This window comes from Streptomyces sp. NPDC002573 (assembly GCF_042889625.1).
Classification (GTDB): Bacteria; Actinomycetota; Actinomycetes; order Streptomycetales; family Streptomycetaceae; genus Streptomyces; species Streptomyces gibsoniae.
Map to the genome: position 1 here is coordinate 1 of NZ_JBIARC010000034.1, position 14,864 is coordinate 14,864.

Consider the following 14,864-nt stretch of genomic DNA (forward strand, 5'->3'; position numbering starts at 1 on the left):
CTCGCCCTGGCTCGACACCAAGGGACTTACCCGAGGTCCCGTCCTGATGTTCCCCCCTTGACGACCCGCCCGTCGGCCTAACGCAACGGTGTTGCACGAGAAGGGACGCCATCCCCCGCGGACGCCGCATGGCACTCAAACGACCAGGCTTCATGGCACCTCCCACCGCAGTCAGCACCGCCGTTGCGGTCGCAGCAGCCCTGAAAGCCCTGAGTGAACCGGACATCCAGCAGGCAGGCAGCATCATGCGTGACCTCCTCCGGCCGATGAAACGGGAAGACCGGACAGCTACCGCGAGCGACATCTACCACTGGGGAAAGGACTCCAGCCCCTTCCTGCACGCCGTCCATCTCGCGGCTCTCGGTCCGTCCATGCGGCCCAGCCATCAACTCCGATACCGCACGATCACAGCGTTCCCCGCCCGGCCCGCGTCGGGCAGCCAGCTCACGGCACGGCGGCTGAACAAAGTGCCCACCATGTTCTGGCCGGCTTGGACCATCCGCCTCACCCCCGCCTCCGGCGTCAGCCACAGCGCACTGCAGCCGACTCTGTCGAGTGCTCTCCTCATGATCGGCAGCAGATCAGAACGGGATGACGCCGCCGGCCAGCTCGGCTCGGCCACCGACAAAGCGACCATCTCCCGGATCCTGCAAGTCCTGCGGGACGATCACTGCTGGCCCGACATCCACAGAGCACTCGATCGCTTGGCCGGCTTGCATCCCCATGCGCTCTCCCGGAGGGGCAAGCCACGGGGTCGCGCTTCGCGCAGCCCGCCTTGCCGAAGCGGCCCCCGCTCTCCTCAGACCTGCCATGACCAGCGCATACTCCTGCGAACGGCTCCTCCGTTTCGCCCAAGCAGCCAAACATCCGACACTGCGCTCCGCTGCGAACCAGATCGGTGCGGCGAGGACACGTTGGCCATTCAGATCCATCGCCTGGAGTATGACCTTGGATGGCCCTTACTGGACCCCTTCGAAAACGGGTGCCCGCTGCAGCCGACTGGCCTAGGTAAGCAGGTCTTGAAAGCCCTCGGACAACTCAATGCCGAAGAACTCAACGACCTGGTGAAGCACAGGCCAGGCGGGCGGCCGGCACCAACGGATGAAGCACTATGACGAGCACCGACGAACCGGCATGATCGGACTTGTGACTCGCCGCATCGTGATCGTCTCCGGGGCTCCCGGGGCCGGCAAGAGCACCCTGGCCCTGCCGCTGTCGGAAGAACTCGGCTTCTCCCTGCTGTCCAAGGACCACATCAAGGAGACCCTGCACGATTCCTTGGAAGCACCCGCGGGTGACCTGGCATCGTCACGTCGCCTGGGCGCTGCTGCCATGAATCTGATCTGGGCACTGGCCGCGCGTTGCCCCGAGGCGATCCTCGAAGCAAACTTCCTGCCCCGCCACCCCGCCACCCGTCCCCACCTGGAATCCCTCGCAGCAGATGTAGTCGAGGTCTACTGCTGGTGCCCACCCGCCGAGGCAGCCCGACGTTACGCAGCACGAGCGGCCACCGTGCACCCGGTCCATGTTGTCCACGAACTCTCAGCCGAAGTCCTGGCGGAGTACGACCAGCCGCTCGGATATGGCCCCGTCATCAACGTGGACACCACCCAACCCACCGACGTGCCCGATGTCGCGGCCCGAGTACGCCAGGCGTTTCGTGAGGAAATGACATCTCCGTGAGACGGAGCTTGGCGGACACTCGGTGAGACAGCCGGAAAATCCGCAGGTCACAGCGACGACCTAGGACATGAGCCGCGAGACCCTACAACGCAGGCGAGGACTCCACGGAAATGGATTCGACGTGGGGTTCCTCGCCGGGTGGACTGGGTGTCATGACGACATCGCAGGAAGAACTGCTCCCCGCCACGCGGCGGGCTCTGCTGCACCGGATCGCCGTGGCCCAGGCCGAGGGGCGGGCGCCGTCACTGGTCGCCGCGGTCGTCCGGGACGGACGGGCGGTGTGGTACGGCTCGCGCACCTCCGTGGACGGCCATGCCCCGGATGAGAACGTGCAGTACCGGATCGGCTCGATCACCAAGACCTTCACCGCTGTCCTTGTGATGCGGCTGCGTGACGAGGGCGTTCTGGATCTCGGCGATCCGCTGGAGAAGCATCTGCCTGGCACCGGGGCGGGGGAGGCGACGATTGCCGAACTGCTCGCGCACACGGGCGGGCTCGCGGCCGAGGCCCCCGGGCCATGGTGGGAACGCACACCCGGCTCGCTGCGCCCAGCGCTCACGGATGTGCTCGGCGAACAGCCGCTCCTGCATACGGCCGGGCGGCGGTTCCACTACTCGAACCCCGGCTACACCCTCCTCGGAGCGTTGGTGGAGGAACTGCGCGGAGCCCCGTGGGAGGAAGTCCTACGCCGCGAGGTGCTCGAACTCCTGGGCCTGCATCGCACGAGTGCGCACCCGCAGGCGCCGCACGCCGGGGGCTGGGCGGTGCATCCCTGGGCCGATGTCATGCTGCCCGAACCGGCCGAGGACCTCGGTCGGATGGCACCGGCCGGGCAACTCTGGTCCACCACGGGAGACCTGGGGCGCTTCGCAGCCTTTCTGGTCCAGGGTGACGACCGGGTGCTGAGTGCCGAGTCGCTGCGCGAGATGCGCACGCCGGCGGCTCCCCCCGAGGCCGCGGATGTGGGGGCCGGGTACGCCTACTGCCTGGGGCTGGAGATCCGGCGTTCGGGTGAACGGCTCCTCGTCGGGCACACCGGCTCCCTGCCGGGCTTTCTCGCGTGCCTCACCTTCAGCGTGGAGGACGATGTCGCCGCGGTGGTCCTGGCCAACTGCACCTCGGGCCCGCTGTTGTCGGCCCTCGGCGCGGATCTCGTCAGAATCGTGGCTGAGGCCGAACCCAGGATCCCCGAGCCGTGGCGCCCGCTGAAGGACATCGATCCGTCCGTACTGGAGCTGGCGGGCCAGTGGTACTGGGGCACACAGGCCTTCGCCCTGCGGCTCACGGCGGACGGGTTTCTGTCGTTGGGACCGCTCGCCGGCGGCGGCCGACGCTCGCGGTTCCGGGCGAACGGCGACGGCACATGGACGGGGCTGGGGGGCTACTACGCGGGAGAGCAGCTACGGGCCGTACGGCGCCCGGACGGGTCCCCGAGCCACCTGGACCTCGGATCGTTCGTCTTCACGCGTCAGCCGTACGACGAGGGCGCTCCGGTGCCCGGCGGGGTGGATCCGGAGGGATGGCGGGGGATCGGCTAGGGGCTGTCGCTCGGCTGATCCGGCAGGGGTCCTGTTTCACGTGAAACAGGACCCTTAGCGTGTCCGGCCGGGGCATCGCTCGTCCGGCCGAGGGTCTCGCCGTGTCAGAGGCGGATCTTGAAGCCCACGTGTGAGGCCTCGAAGCCCAGCCGCTCGTAGAAGCGGTGGGCGTCGGTGCGACTGATGTCGGAGGTGAGCTGGACCAACTGGCAGTCCAGACGCCGCGATTCATCGATGGCCCACTCGATGAGCTGAGTGCCCAGGCCGCTGCCGCGTTCCTCGGCGTGGATGCGTACCCCTTCGATGATCGAGCGGTTCGCGCCCTTGCGGGACAGTCCCGGGATGATCGTGAGCTGAAGGGTGCCGATGATGCGGTCGTCCCGGACGGCGACCATCAGATGCTGGTTCGGATCGCTGTCGATCCGGTCCAGCGCTGCCAGGTAGGCCGTCAGATCGTCCGGCGACTCCCGTTGGGCGCCGAGCGGATCGTCCGCGAGCAGGGCGACGATCGCCGGGACGTCCTCCACGACAGCGCGCCGTATCTCAAGATCTTCCATATCCGCAGCCTATGCGGGACAGGCACTTCCAGGCGCGCAGGCAGTAGCCAGTTCTAGATGGGCACGTTCAGTGACTCGACCACACGGACGAGGGGCTCCAGCTCCGGGTTCTTCGCCGCCTCGTCGAGTGCCTCGCGCAGCGCGGCGTCGTTGGTGGGGCGGGCCTCTTCGAGGAGCTTGAGGCCGGACTCGCTGACGTTGGTGTAGATGCCGCGGCGGTCGGTGGGGCAGAGGTAGCGCGCGAGCAGTCCGCGGTCCTCAAGCCGGGTGACCAGTCGGGTGGTGGCGCTCTGGCTGAGGACGACCGCATCGGCGACCTGCTTCATCTGCAGATGGCCGCCCACACCGTCGTGCTGCCGGCTGAGGACGTCGAGCAGGGAGTACTCCCGCACGCTCAGTCCGTGCTTGGCCTGCAGGGCTCGTTCGAGGTGAACCTCGATTCTCCCGTGCAGCAGGGAGAGGGCGCACCAGCCCTGAGCAAGGGCGGTGAGCGCGGGGTCCGTCGCTGTCATGGCGTTCTCCTCCATCCCGGAGTGGCTCCTGTACAGGATAGAGCACGCTCGCAATAGACAGCTGTTGCATGTATCCCGCGTTTGCAATTAACGTTGGGAGGGCGCAAAGCGCTCATGCAATCGTCTGAAAGGTGTAGTCCGGATGCCTCTCGCGCTTCTGGCCCTTGCGATCGGGGCCTTCGGAATCGGAACCACGGAATTCGTGATCATGGGCGTGCTGCCCGAGGTGGCGGGTGACTTCGGCGTCTCCATCCCCACCGCCGGACTGCTCGTGACCGGCTACGCCCTGGGGGTGATGCTCGGTGCGCCGATCATGACCGCGCTCGGCACCAAGGTCTCGCGCAAGCGGATGCTGATGGTGCTGATGGGCCTGTTCATCATCGGCAACCTGATCTCCGCCGTCGCCCCCGTCTTCGGGCTGATGCTGCTGGGCCGGGTGGTGGCCTCTCTGGCCCACGGCGCCTTCTTCGGCATCGGCTCGGTGGTCGCCGCCGAACTGGTCGCCCCGGAGAAGAAGGCCGGCGCCATCTCCATGATGTTCAGCGGTCTGACCGTGGCCAACGTCATCGGTGTCCCGCTCGGCACGCTCATCGGGCAGTCGGCCGGCTGGCGGATCACCTTCGCCCTGGTCGCCGCGCTGGGCGTGCTCGGCCTGCTCGGAGTCGCGAAGCTCGTGCCCGAGATGCCCAAGCCGGAGGGCGTACACCTGCGCCATGAGCTGGCCGCCTTCAAGAACGTGCAGGTGCTGCTCGCCATGGCGATGACCGTGCTCGGCTTCGGTGGCGTCTTCGCCGCCATCACCTACATCGCGCCGATGATGACCCATGTGGCCGGCTTCGCCGACGGCTCGGTCACCTGGCTGCTGGTCCTCTTCGGCCTCGGCATGGTCGGCGGCAACCTCGTCGGTGGCCGGTACGCGGACCGTGCGCTGATGCCGATGCTGTACGTGTCGCTCGGCGGCCTCGCCCTCGTGCTCGCCCTGTTCACGATCACCGCGCACCACAAGGCCCTCGCCGCGCCGACCATCGTGCTGATCGGCGCACTTGGGTTCGCGACCGTGCCTCCGCTGCAGAAGCGGGTCCTGGACCACGCACACGGCGCCCCGACCCTGGCCTCGGCCGCGAACATCGGCGCCTTCAACCTGGGCAACGCGCTGTCGGCCTGGCTCGGCGGCATCGTCATCGCTGCCGGTTTCGGCTACACCGCCCCGAACTGGGTCGGCGCCGTTCTCGCCGTGGCCGCCCTGCTGCTGGCATTCCTCTCGGCCGCCCTGGAGCGCCGCGAGACGGCCCCGGGCACTCCCGTCGCGGAAGGCGCGCCGAGTGAACGGCAGGGAGCCGCTCTCCAGCGTTGAGCGGATCCGCCACCACAAGCCCGAACGCGTGCCTTCGACTGCCGGAGGCACGCGTTGCGTGCTGATGGGCTCAGCCGGCCGCCACCGTGACCGGAGCGAAGCGGCGCGTCCAGTCGCCGGGAAGGTCCGGGATGCCGTACGTCATGACCGCGTTCGTGCCGACGGTGGCGAGCCCACGCTCCTTCAGCCACCTCAGCAGGTCCTCGTGCCGCACATCGACGTCCGTGCGCAGCGGGCGATCGGTGTGCGCGGCGAGGGACGCGACGAGTGCCTTGGCCGTCTCGGTGTCACGGGCGATGAGCGGACCCACGACATGCGTGTTCATATTGGGCCAGGCGGCGGCGTACCCGATGATCTGCCCGTTCTCCTCGGCGACCCGCAGCTGGTCGGCGAAGGCCGGCAGCCGGGTGATCACATGGGTGCGGTCGGCACCGAAGACCTCCTCGTCGAGCCTGACGAGCGTGGCGAGGTCCTCCCCGGTGGCCGGGCGGGTCGGGACGGAGGACGGCGGCCCACCGGCGGTGAAGTGTCCCTGCACCGTCTCGGAGCTCCCGATGGTCTTGAAACCGAGCTCCTCGTAGAGGGGACGGCCGTAGGGGGTCGCGTAGAGCGTGAGAGGGGCGGCTCCCATGTCCGCCACCACATGACGCATCAGTCGACGGCCCACGCCCTGGCGTGCATGCCGCTGGGCGACGAGCACCATGCCGATGCCGCAGAGGTCCGGGCGTGACAGCGATCCGTATTCCATCACGACGCAGGCCGTGACAAGGCCCCCCTCGGGGTCGTCGATGCCGTACCCCTTTCCGGCGGCCAGGAGCAGGCCCCATTTGTGTTCCTCCCGGGGCCACCCCCGGTCCTCGGACAAGTCGGCGCAGGCGATGAGATCGCGAGGCGTCAGGCGGCGGATGGGCAGAGCGCTGAGGGGAGGTGTCGACACGCAGGTCAGGCTGTCCGACAGGGGCCACCGACGTCCACCCGTTTGCTGCCGAACGCACATGCTTTTGGCCAAGTCATGCCCCAACACCGCACAAGGGCGGACGTTTCACGTGAAACGGTGAGAGACCGATCGGGATCGTTCCGGAACAGTCTTCGTGAATTCACGCGGTACGCCTGGTGGTTGTGGAAATTCCCTGCTGGAACAGCCGTCCTTTGGCGCTGGGCCAAGGGGGGACTTGTATGTGCGACAGCGACCGGTATGGTCGAGTCCGGTTCGTGTCCGGCGTGAAGTGCGCACGTTCTGCAGGGTGCGAACGCAGGTCGATGCAGCCTAACGGGACGGAGAGATCAAAGACCCGCATTTTCCGTTACGCGGCCGGGTGGAGGTCCGGAGTGCGATGCTGCGGTCTGAGTACCGCGGTCACCGTCACACTCTCTTCTTACTTGTCCGCACGCGGCGGGAACGCCGGCGGAATGTGGCCGCATTGACCCTCACGGATACAACGGGGAAAAGAAGCAAAGCCCTCGGCGTGGATACTGACGCCCGCCGACAGGGGCAAGTGCGCAGACCGACCGAAAGATGTTCGAGACGAGGCACACCATGGAGGCTCCGACCACCACGTCGGCCGACAAGGGCGCGTCCGGTGGCGACGACGGGGGCGGCTGGTTCGCGTCCCGCGCCCACCCCCAGACGCCCCCGAGCGGAGAACAGGAGGCACCAAGAACCACCGACCCCGCCCTGTCACAGATATCCGTCCGGCGACCGGCCCTCGAGTCCGGGCCATCCCGTGACGCCGTGCTGATCCGGCGGACCATGGCCGAGGTCGCACCCATCGCCGACAAGGTCACCTCCTACTTCTACGCACTGCTCTTCGTGCGCCACCCCGAACTGCGGTCGCTGTTCCCCGCCGCGATGGACACCCAACGGGACCGGCTGCTCAGGGCGCTGCTGACCGCCGCGGAGAACATCGACAACACCGAGGTCCTGGTCGCGTATCTGCAGAACCTCGGCCGCGGGCACCGCAAGTACGGCACCCGGGCCGAGCACTATCCGGCCGTCGGGGAGTGCCTCATCGGAGCGCTGAGCAGGTACGTCTCCGCGATCTGGGACGAGGAGACCGAGGCCGCCTGGGTGCGGGCGTACACGACCATGTCCCAGGTGATGATCGATGCGGCGGCCGCGGACGAGCTGCGCGCCCCGGCCTGGTGGTACGCGGAGGTCGTCTCGCACGAGCTGCGGACCCGGGACATCGCGGTGATCACGGTCCGCCCCGACCAGCCGTACCCGTTCCTGGCCGGTCAGTACACGAGCATGGAGACCCCCTGGTGGCCTCGGGTGTGGCGCCACTACTCCTTCGCCTCGGCACCACGCTCCGACGGACTGCTCACGTTCCATGTGAAGGCGGTCCCGGCGGGTTGGGTCTCCAACGCGCTGGTCCACCGGGCCCGCCCCGGCGACATCATCCGGCTCGGTCCGCCGACCGGCACCATGACCGTCGACCACACCACGGACAGCGGGCTGCTCTGCCTAGGCGGCGGCACCGGCATCGCCCCCATCAAGGCCCTGGTCGAGGACGTCGCCGAGCACGGTGCGCGGCGCCGGGTCGAGGTCTTCTACGGCGCCCGCACCGGCCACGATCTGTACGACATCGACACCATGCTGCGACTCCAGCACAACCATCCCTGGCTCGCGGTCCGCCCGGTCGTCGACGAGCAGGCACGCGTCCAGTGGCCGGACGCCATACGCGCATACGGACCGTGGAACGAGTACGACGTGTATCTCTCGGGTCCGCCCGGCATGATCCGCAGCGGTGTGCATGTGCTCCGGAACGTCGGCGTCCCGTCGGAACGCATACGCCACGACGCGGTGGAGGAACTGATCCTGGCCGACGTGCAGGGCCCGTAGGGCCGCCCTCCCGCGAGCGGCTCCTCAGGACGCTCCCGTACGAGGGGTCAGCCCAGGTCGGGCGCGTGCATCGCGCGTACTCCCTCGATGTTCCCGTCAAGGTAGTGCCGCAGCGACAGCGGGACAAGATGGACGGACGCGATCCCGACGCGGGTGAAGGGCACTCGCACGATCTCGTACTCACCCTCGGGCTGCTCGACCTCGGGGCCGTGCCGTAGGCGCTCGTCCATGGACTCGAGACGGCAGACGAAGAAGTGCTGGACCTTCACGCCGGTCGCCCCGCCGTTCTCACCGATGTGCTCGACCGTGTCCACGAAGCAGGGGACCACGTCGATGATCTTGGCCCCGAGCTCCTCGTGCACTTCGCGGTGGAGGGCGTCGACCACGGTCGCGTCCGTCGGCTCGACCCCGCCGCCCGGCGTGAGCCAGTAGGGGTCGACTCCGGGCTTGGTCCGCTTGATCAGAATCAGGTCGTCACCATCCAGCAGGATGGCGCGGGCAGTGCGCTTGACCACGGGGCGAACGGTCATGGGTGAAATGTGGCCCAGCCTGTTCCACGTGAAACATCCCGCACCCCACATGGCGTCGAACCTGGCGTGAACAGCGGGTGGAACGGGCCGGGTCCGCGGCACCGGAGGCGGCGTCCAGGCCCCGGGGTGTCAGCCCCAGGCGGCCGCGGACCGCAGCAGCCATTCATGGGCACGGGCTATATGGGGCATGGCGAGTGTCCCGGTGCGGACCACGAGGAAGTACGTCCGCAGCGGGGGTACCGCCGGTTCGTGAAGGGCCACGACATCGCCCCGCTCCAGTGCGGCGGTGCACAGGTAGCGCGGCAGCACGGCGAGCCCCGCGCCGGTGACCGCACAGGCGAGAACCGCCCGCAGATCGGGGACGACGACCGTACCGGAGGCGGCGGGCCGGGAGTCGAAGACGGAGGCCCAGTAGCGGGAGACAAAGGGCAGCGACTCGTGCACCTCGACCACCGGAAGGTTCTCCAGCAGATGCGCGCCACCGCGGCGCACCCTGCCGGAACCGATGCGGGGGACCCAGCGGGGGGCCGCGACCAGGACATGCTCCTCGTCGCAGAGAGGGGTCGCCGTGAGCAGGGCCCCGCGGGGCCGGGTCGTGGTGATGGCCAGGTCGTGGTGCCCGGCGGCGAGCCCTTCCAGGGTCTCTTCGGCGTTCCCGAAGGAGGCGCGGAGGGCGAGCCCCTGGCCGTCCTCGTCGGTCAGCTCGGCCAGCGCGGGCAGGGCACGTTCGGCGGTGAACTCCGGCGGCCCCGCCAGATGGAGCGTGCGCAGCGACGAGTACTCGTCGAGGCCGGTCTCGGCGATCTCGACCAGGGCGTCCAGATGGGGAGCGGCCTTGTGGGCGAGTTCGTCGCCGATGGAGGTGGGGGTCACCCCGCGGGCCTGGCGCAGAAAGAGGGGGCGGCCCAGTTGTCGTTCGAGCGTGCGTATCTGGGAGGTGACCGCCGGCTGGGAGAGGCCGAGCAGGGCCGCGGCGCGCGTGAAGGAACCGGCCCGGTGCACCGTCACAAAGGTGCGCAGCAGGGCCAGATCCATGGTGCTTCCTCCTGTCCCGGGCACCCCGCTGCCACGCGCAAGTATAAATAAGTCGATAGGTCTCTGTCGCTACTGTGATTGGACACTGACACAGAGTCAACTAGCCTTGTCTGCGCGGTTCTTCGCGCGCGGAACCGGGACGGTCCGAGCCACGAGGGGGGAGGTTCGGACCGTCCGTCGTACGCAGCCGGGCCCAGAAGAGACACGTCGCCCGCTGGACGGGCGTAGCCGGACGCTGTAGGACCTGGTCATCCCGCCGATGCGTCGAGCGCGCGCAGCACATCGGCCACCAGGTCCTCGGGATCCTCGGCCCCGACGGAGAGGCGGATGAACCCCTCCGGGACCGCGTCGCCGCCCCAGCGTCCCCGTCGTTCGGCGGTGGACCGCACCCCTCCGAAACTGGTCGCGTCGTCCACGAGGCGGAGCGCGTCCAGAAAACGGTCGGCACGCGCGCGTGAGGGCAGCGCGAACGACACCACGCACCCGAAGCGCCGCATCTGCTGCGCGGCGATCTTGTGCGAGGGGTCGTCGGGCAGACCCGGATAACGCAACCCGGTCACCCCGGCCCGGCCGCGCAGCGCCTCGGCGACCACGAGCGCGTTGGCCGACTGCCGGTCCGCGCGGAGCTGCAGCGTGGCCAGCGAGCGGTGCGCGAGCCAGGCCTCCATGGGACCCGGTATCGCGCCGACGATCTTGCGCCAGCGCCGTACGGCGGCCATCAGCCCGCCGTCTTGGGACGCCACATAGCCGAGCAGGAGGTCCCCGTGCCCGGTGAGCATCTTGGTGCCGCTGGCCACGGAGAAGTCGGCGCCCAGCTCCAGGGGCCGCTGGCCGAGCGGCGTCGCCAGGGTGTTGTCGACGGCGACGAGGGTGCCCTGCGCATGGGCCGCCGCGACGAGCCGGCGCACGTCGCAGACGTCGAGCCCCGGGTTCGACGGGGTCTCGATCCACAGCAGCTTCGCGCCCTCGAGCACGCCGAGCTGGGCGTCGCCCCCGGTCGGCGCGGTGCGGACATCGATGCCGTACGCGGTCAGCTGCTCGCCCACCAGAGGCAGGGCCTGGTAGCCGTCCTCGGGCAGCACCACCGTGTCGCCGGCGCGCAGCTGGGAGAAGAGCACCGCCGAGATCGCGGCCATGCCGGAGGCGAAGGCGAGCGCTTCGACACCCTCCTCGCCGGGCGCCTCCAGCTCGCCGATGGCACGCTCCAGATGCGTCCAGGTGGGGTTCTCGTCCCGGCCGTAGGTGTATGGGCCGGTCGGCTCGCCGGGCAGATGGAAGTGCGCGGCGAAGACCGGACCCGGCAGGGTCGGCTCGTGCTTGACCGGCTCGGGCAGCCCCGCCCGCACCGCCCGTGTACCGTCGCCGGTCCCCGGACCGGACGCGTTCGCATCCCGTGTGGTCATGCCGCCCGTCCCTCCATGTGCTCGCGTACCGCGGCGAGCAGGCCGGGGCTCGCCGCTTCCACCATCTCAAGACACTGCCGGAACCCGTCCATCCCTCCGTAGTACGGGTCGGGCACATCGAGGTCGTCGGCGGCGGCCGGGTCGTAGGAGCGCAGGAGCCTGATCTTGGCCGCGTCCTCGGGGGTGAGCGCGAGACGGCGCAGGGCCTTGAGATGGCCGGAGTCCAGGGCGATCACCAGATCGAGCCGGGAGAACCAGGAGGGCTGGAACTGGCGCGCGGTGTGCTCGCTGCCGTAGCCGTTCTCCCCCAGGACGGCGACGGTGCGCGGATCCGCCCCGTCCCCCTCGTGCCAGCCGCCCGTGCCCGCACTGTCGGCCTCGACCAGGTCGACGAGGCCGGCCTCCTCCACACGGGCGCGGAAGACGGACTCCGCCATCGGCGAGCGGCAGATGTTGCCGGTGCAGACGAAACAGACGCGATAGGTCATGCGGCTCTCTCAGTCCTCGTCGTCGGGCAGCACGAGGTGCAGCGCCCAGGAGACGATCGAGATGATCAGGGCGCCCAGCACGGCGGTCCAGAAGCCCTCGACATGGAAACTCAGGTTCAGCTTGCCCGCCACCCACGAGGTGAGCAGCAGCATCAGGGCGTTGACGACAAGGGTTATCAGGCCGAGCGTCAGGATGAACAGGGGGAAGGTCAGTACCTTCACGATCGGCTTGACCAGGACATTCACCAGTCCGAAGATCAGCGCGACCACGATCAGCGTGCCGACCTTCTTGCCGGTGCTCGAACCCGTCAGCGTGATCTTGTCGAGTACCCAGACGGCGACGGCCAGAGCCCCCGCGTTGGCGATCGTCTTGACTACGAAATTCTTCATGTGTCTGATCGTGGCAGACGAGATCAGCGACGAATAGCGAGCAAGGGCGGGCAGGAGCGATGAAGGCTTTCCGGCTGGACGAACTGGAGGCGGAGCGTGCCGCCAACGACGGCGCCTATCTGCAGTTCCTGCGGGAGCGGAACATGTCGGCCGGCCTGTACGCGCTGGACGCGGGCGAGCTCGACCCGCAGAAGCCGCACCAGCAGGACGAGGTGTACTTCATCGTCAGCGGCCGCGCCTCGATCACCGTGGGCCTGGAGACCACTCAGGTCGCTCGCGGAAGCGTCATCTACGTGCCTGCCGGCGTCGCCCACAAATTCCACCACATCACCGAGGATCTGAGGGTTCTGGTGGTGTTCTCTCCGCCGGAGAGCTGAGTCCCGTCTCGGGGTTCCCTCAGGGGACGATCAGGGGAGGACAAGGGGCGCGAGACCCACGCTCGGCCCCCGACCGGACCTAGCATCGAAGCAGAACGGAACGACCCGGTTGGGGAGCCCCCGAAAAGGCGCGGGGCAACGGGCGGACAGACAAGGACAAGGGCGATGCGAGAGATCTTCGCGGGTTTGCCGTGGTGGGTGAAGTGGATCGCGGTGCCGGTCATCGCCCTGGTCGTCTTCGGCGGCCTGATAGCGACCGTCGTCGGGTTCGTCGTCCTGCTGCTGTTCAAGGTGCTGCTCTTCGTCGCTCTCGTGGGCGGACTGATCTACGTCGTACGGAAGTTCATGTCGAGTTCGTCGTCACGCGGCGACTGGTGAGCCACCCCCGGGCGTGAGGGCCCGGAGGCCCCTTCCGGGGCGTACCGGGCCGGGGACCACACCGGGGACGGCACAGGGCGGGGCCGGCGGTCGGCAAGAGGCCGCCGGTAACAGGAATTTGAGGTTCCCTCGGGCGGGGGAAGTTTTCCCGTGGACGTCATCGACGGCCGGTGGGAGGCCGTTAAAGTCCGGAGCCCCGCGCGCGGCAGGCCCCGCGCGCGGTGCATCCCCTCCCGTGTTCTCCCACGGGAGGCCGACCTCGTGCTCCGGGAGTGACCTTTGGCCACGGTTGGCACCGCACCCGCACACTCAACCGCCCCACCCGCACAGCGGCGCACCTCACCGGCGGAAGCGGACCTTCCGCCGACACCGGCGCAGTCCACCACCCTGATCGGGTCGGTGCAGCGGGCGATGCGGCTGCTGGAGGCCGTCGCCGACCATGGATACGGGGCCCCCGCCAAGCAGTTGGCCCGCGAGGTCGGCCTGGCGCTCCCCACGGCGTACCACCTTCTGCGCACCCTGACCCACGAGGGCTATCTGCGGCGGGAGAAGGGCCTGTTCTTCCTCGGGGAGGCCGCCGAGCGACTGAGCGGCAGCGCGACCCAGCAGAAACGTCGCGGCATGGTGAACGACGTGCTCGCACAATGGCGTGATTCGATCGGTGCACCCGTCTACTACGCGGTCTACCGCGAGGGTGAGATCGAGCTCCTCGGTGTTGCCGACAGCCCGGGCATCCCGGCGGCCGAGGAGTGGGCCGACTTCCGCGAGACCGGGCACGCGCACGCGCTCGGTCAGTGCCTGCTGTCGCAGCTCGACGAGGAGGCCCGGCGCGACCATCTCGACCGTTATCCGGTGCGGCCGATCACTCCCTACACGCTGCGTGACAATCGCAGCCTGCTGCGCCGTCTGGAGTACCTGGAGCATGCGGAACCGGTCGTCGAGCGGCAGGAGTACGCGCTCGGTACTGCCTGTGCGGCGGTCCCCCTCACCACGGGTGCGACGGCAGCCGCGGTGGCCATCTCCCTGCCCTCCCACCAGGCCGACCGGCTGCTGCCGACGGCCCGTCGGCTGCAGTCGGAGATCGACAGACTGACAGGGACACTCGCCATCTCTATCAGCATCTGAAAACTCACTCCTTGTGATCTGCCATGCACTTTCAGCAAACTTCCAGCAGGTGTCAGGGGGATCATTCCTGGCCAGTCGACGGCTACTGACGGGGTAGGCGATGCGCGAGTCGGTGCAGGCAGAGGTCATGATGAGCTTTCTCGTGTCGGAGGAGCTCTCCTTCCGCATTCCGGTGGAGCTGTGTTACGAGACCTGTGATCCCTATGCGGTGCGGCTGACCTTCCATCTGCCCGGCGACGCCCCCGTGACGTGGGCGTTCGGTCGCGAACTGCTGGTGGACGGGGTGGGCCGGCCGTGCGGCGACGGCGATGTGCACATCGCGCCCGCCGAGCCGGACATCTTCGGCGATGTGCTGATCCGGCTCCAGGTGGGCGCCGACCGGGCACTGTTCCGGTCCGGCGCGGTGCCTCTGGTCGCGTTCCTCGACCGCACCGACAAGTTGGTGCCGTTGGGGCAGGAGGGCTCTTTTGCCGACTTCGACGCGCATCTGGACGAGGCACTGGACCGGATCCTGGCGGAGGAGCAGAGCGCGGGCTGAGACCGCGTGCCGCGCCGGAACGGTTCCTCACGCCGTGACGGTTCCTGGCCGGCGGTACGGGCGCGGTGGCAGGCGTAACGCTTCTGCGGATCTCGATCGCGAGGATCGCGGTGG

General features: G+C 68.7%; 17 protein-coding genes. 9 read left to right on the top strand and 8 right to left on the bottom strand.

Annotation, left to right across the window (positions count from 1 at the left end; genetic code table 11):
• Positions 1–128: 128 nt before the first annotated feature.
• The 3 genes from ACFYX0_RS28195 (at position 129) to ACFYX0_RS28205 (ending at position 3,221) form a co-directional block, all read left to right on the top strand.
• Positions 129–1,115, top strand: a complete 987-nt coding sequence (locus ACFYX0_RS28195) for a hypothetical protein (protein WP_388974151.1) — start codon at positions 129–131, stop codon at positions 1,113–1,115.
• Positions 1,102–1,683: an AAA family ATPase gene (locus ACFYX0_RS28200; protein ID WP_388974153.1), complete on the top strand. Its 582-nt coding sequence runs from the start codon at positions 1,102–1,104 to the stop codon at positions 1,681–1,683. Before ACFYX0_RS28195 ends, ACFYX0_RS28200 begins: the two co-directional genes overlap by 14 nt.
• Positions 1,684–1,835: 152 nt before the next feature.
• Entirely contained in the window at positions 1,836–3,221 is a 1,386-nt protein-coding gene (locus ACFYX0_RS28205; protein ID WP_388974155.1) for a serine hydrolase domain-containing protein, read from the top strand.
• A gap of 104 nt (positions 3,222–3,325) precedes the next feature.
• On the opposite strand, the gene ACFYX0_RS28210 is transcribed toward ACFYX0_RS28205, so the two are convergent.
• Positions 3,326–3,778: a GNAT family N-acetyltransferase gene (locus tag ACFYX0_RS28210; protein ID WP_388974157.1), complete on the bottom strand. Its 453-nt coding sequence runs from the start codon at positions 3,776–3,778 to the stop codon at positions 3,326–3,328.
• A gap of 53 nt (positions 3,779–3,831) precedes the next feature.
• The gene (locus tag ACFYX0_RS28215; RefSeq protein ID WP_388974159.1) at positions 3,832–4,290 is read right to left on the bottom strand and encodes a MarR family winged helix-turn-helix transcriptional regulator; all 459 of its coding nucleotides are present in this window, start codon (positions 4,288–4,290) and stop codon (positions 3,832–3,834) included.
• A 142-nt stretch (positions 4,291–4,432) separates the two neighbouring features.
• Here ACFYX0_RS28215 and ACFYX0_RS28220 point away from each other — a divergent pair, with 142 nt between their 5' ends.
• Positions 4,433–5,644, top strand: a complete 1,212-nt coding sequence (locus ACFYX0_RS28220; RefSeq protein ID WP_388974161.1) for an MFS transporter — start codon at positions 4,433–4,435, stop codon at positions 5,642–5,644.
• Between the two features lie 70 nt (positions 5,645–5,714).
• Here the strand turns inward: ACFYX0_RS28220 and ACFYX0_RS28225 are convergent, their stop codons facing one another.
• A complete protein-coding gene (locus ACFYX0_RS28225) occupies positions 5,715–6,581 on the bottom strand; it encodes a GNAT family N-acetyltransferase (protein WP_388974163.1) in 867 nt (288 codons plus the stop codon).
• 579 nt (positions 6,582–7,160) lie between these two features.
• Here ACFYX0_RS28225 and ACFYX0_RS28230 point away from each other — a divergent pair.
• The gene (locus ACFYX0_RS28230) at positions 7,161–8,486 is read left to right on the top strand and encodes a globin domain-containing protein (RefSeq protein WP_388974165.1); all 1,326 of its coding nucleotides are present in this window, start codon (positions 7,161–7,163) and stop codon (positions 8,484–8,486) included.
• A gap of 47 nt (positions 8,487–8,533) precedes the next feature.
• Here ACFYX0_RS28230 and ACFYX0_RS28235 read toward each other — a convergent pair whose 3' ends face one another.
• From ACFYX0_RS28235 to ACFYX0_RS28255, 5 genes are all read right to left on the bottom strand, one after another.
• Complete coding sequence (locus ACFYX0_RS28235) at positions 8,534–9,016, bottom strand: NUDIX hydrolase (RefSeq protein ID WP_311693857.1); 483 nt, start codon at positions 9,014–9,016, stop codon at positions 8,534–8,536.
• A gap of 129 nt (positions 9,017–9,145) precedes the next feature.
• Entirely contained in the window at positions 9,146–10,051 is a 906-nt protein-coding gene (locus tag ACFYX0_RS28240) for a LysR family transcriptional regulator (RefSeq protein WP_355906743.1), read from the bottom strand.
• A 248-nt stretch (positions 10,052–10,299) separates the two neighbouring features.
• Positions 10,300–11,454 carry a cystathionine gamma-lyase gene (locus tag ACFYX0_RS28245; protein WP_388974167.1) on the bottom strand — a complete coding sequence of 385 codons (1,155 nt, stop codon included), beginning with the start codon at positions 11,452–11,454 and terminating at the stop codon, positions 10,300–10,302.
• Positions 11,451–11,942: a low molecular weight protein-tyrosine-phosphatase gene (locus ACFYX0_RS28250; protein WP_388974169.1), complete on the bottom strand. Its 492-nt coding sequence runs from the start codon at positions 11,940–11,942 to the stop codon at positions 11,451–11,453. The genes ACFYX0_RS28245 and ACFYX0_RS28250 overlap by 4 nt, the downstream gene beginning before the upstream one ends.
• 9 nt (positions 11,943–11,951) lie before the next feature.
• A complete protein-coding gene (locus ACFYX0_RS28255; protein ID WP_311693865.1) occupies positions 11,952–12,332 on the bottom strand; it encodes a phage holin family protein in 381 nt (126 codons plus the stop codon).
• A gap of 59 nt (positions 12,333–12,391) precedes the next feature.
• Here ACFYX0_RS28255 and ACFYX0_RS28260 point away from each other — a divergent pair, with 59 nt between their 5' ends.
• From ACFYX0_RS28260 to ACFYX0_RS28275, 4 genes are all read left to right on the top strand, one after another.
• On the top strand, positions 12,392–12,709 hold the full coding sequence (locus ACFYX0_RS28260) for a cupin domain-containing protein (RefSeq protein WP_388974171.1): 318 nt from the start codon (positions 12,392–12,394) through the stop codon (positions 12,707–12,709).
• A gap of 165 nt (positions 12,710–12,874) precedes the next feature.
• Positions 12,875–13,087 carry a DUF5326 family protein gene (locus ACFYX0_RS28265; RefSeq protein ID WP_311693870.1) on the top strand — a complete coding sequence of 71 codons (213 nt, stop codon included), beginning with the start codon at positions 12,875–12,877 and terminating at the stop codon, positions 13,085–13,087.
• A gap of 387 nt (positions 13,088–13,474) precedes the next feature.
• Positions 13,475–14,212 carry an IclR family transcriptional regulator gene (locus tag ACFYX0_RS28270; RefSeq protein WP_388974281.1) on the top strand — a complete coding sequence of 246 codons (738 nt, stop codon included), beginning with the start codon at positions 13,475–13,477 and terminating at the stop codon, positions 14,210–14,212.
• Positions 14,213–14,312: 100 nt separating this feature from the next.
• Positions 14,313–14,750 (top strand): SsgA family sporulation/cell division regulator, encoded by a 438-nt coding sequence (locus tag ACFYX0_RS28275; RefSeq protein ID WP_355906754.1) that lies wholly within the window; start codon positions 14,313–14,315, stop codon positions 14,748–14,750.
• Positions 14,751–14,864: the final 114 nt, after the last annotated feature.

Excerpts from the sequence above, each read along its gene's own strand:
- ACFYX0_RS28195 (WP_388974151.1), top strand. The coding sequence starts at position 129 with ATGGCACTCAAACGACCAGGCTTCATGGCACCTCCCACCGCAGTCAGC.
- ACFYX0_RS28200 (WP_388974153.1), top strand. The coding sequence starts at position 1,102 with ATGAAGCACTATGACGAGCACCGACGAACCGGCATGATCGGACTTGTG.
- ACFYX0_RS28205 (WP_388974155.1), top strand. The coding sequence starts at position 1,836 with ATGACGACATCGCAGGAAGAACTGCTCCCCGCCACGCGGCGGGCTCTG.
- ACFYX0_RS28210 (WP_388974157.1), bottom strand. The coding sequence starts at position 3,778 with ATGGAAGATCTTGAGATACGGCGCGCTGTCGTGGAGGACGTCCCGGCG.
- ACFYX0_RS28215 (WP_388974159.1), bottom strand. The coding sequence starts at position 4,290 with ATGACAGCGACGGACCCCGCGCTCACCGCCCTTGCTCAGGGCTGGTGC.
- ACFYX0_RS28220 (WP_388974161.1), top strand. The coding sequence starts at position 4,433 with ATGCCTCTCGCGCTTCTGGCCCTTGCGATCGGGGCCTTCGGAATCGGA.
- ACFYX0_RS28230 (WP_388974165.1), top strand. The coding sequence starts at position 7,161 with ATGTTCGAGACGAGGCACACCATGGAGGCTCCGACCACCACGTCGGCC.
- ACFYX0_RS28235 (WP_311693857.1), bottom strand. The coding sequence starts at position 9,016 with ATGACCGTTCGCCCCGTGGTCAAGCGCACTGCCCGCGCCATCCTGCTG.
- ACFYX0_RS28240 (WP_355906743.1), bottom strand. The coding sequence starts at position 10,051 with ATGGATCTGGCCCTGCTGCGCACCTTTGTGACGGTGCACCGGGCCGGT.
- ACFYX0_RS28245 (WP_388974167.1), bottom strand. The coding sequence starts at position 11,454 with ATGACCACACGGGATGCGAACGCGTCCGGTCCGGGGACCGGCGACGGT.
- ACFYX0_RS28250 (WP_388974169.1), bottom strand. The coding sequence starts at position 11,942 with ATGACCTATCGCGTCTGTTTCGTCTGCACCGGCAACATCTGCCGCTCG.
- ACFYX0_RS28255 (WP_311693865.1), bottom strand. The coding sequence starts at position 12,332 with ATGAAGAATTTCGTAGTCAAGACGATCGCCAACGCGGGGGCTCTGGCC.
- ACFYX0_RS28260 (WP_388974171.1), top strand. The coding sequence starts at position 12,392 with ATGAAGGCTTTCCGGCTGGACGAACTGGAGGCGGAGCGTGCCGCCAAC.
- ACFYX0_RS28265 (WP_311693870.1), top strand. The coding sequence starts at position 12,875 with ATGCGAGAGATCTTCGCGGGTTTGCCGTGGTGGGTGAAGTGGATCGCG.
- ACFYX0_RS28275 (WP_355906754.1), top strand. The coding sequence starts at position 14,313 with ATGCGCGAGTCGGTGCAGGCAGAGGTCATGATGAGCTTTCTCGTGTCG.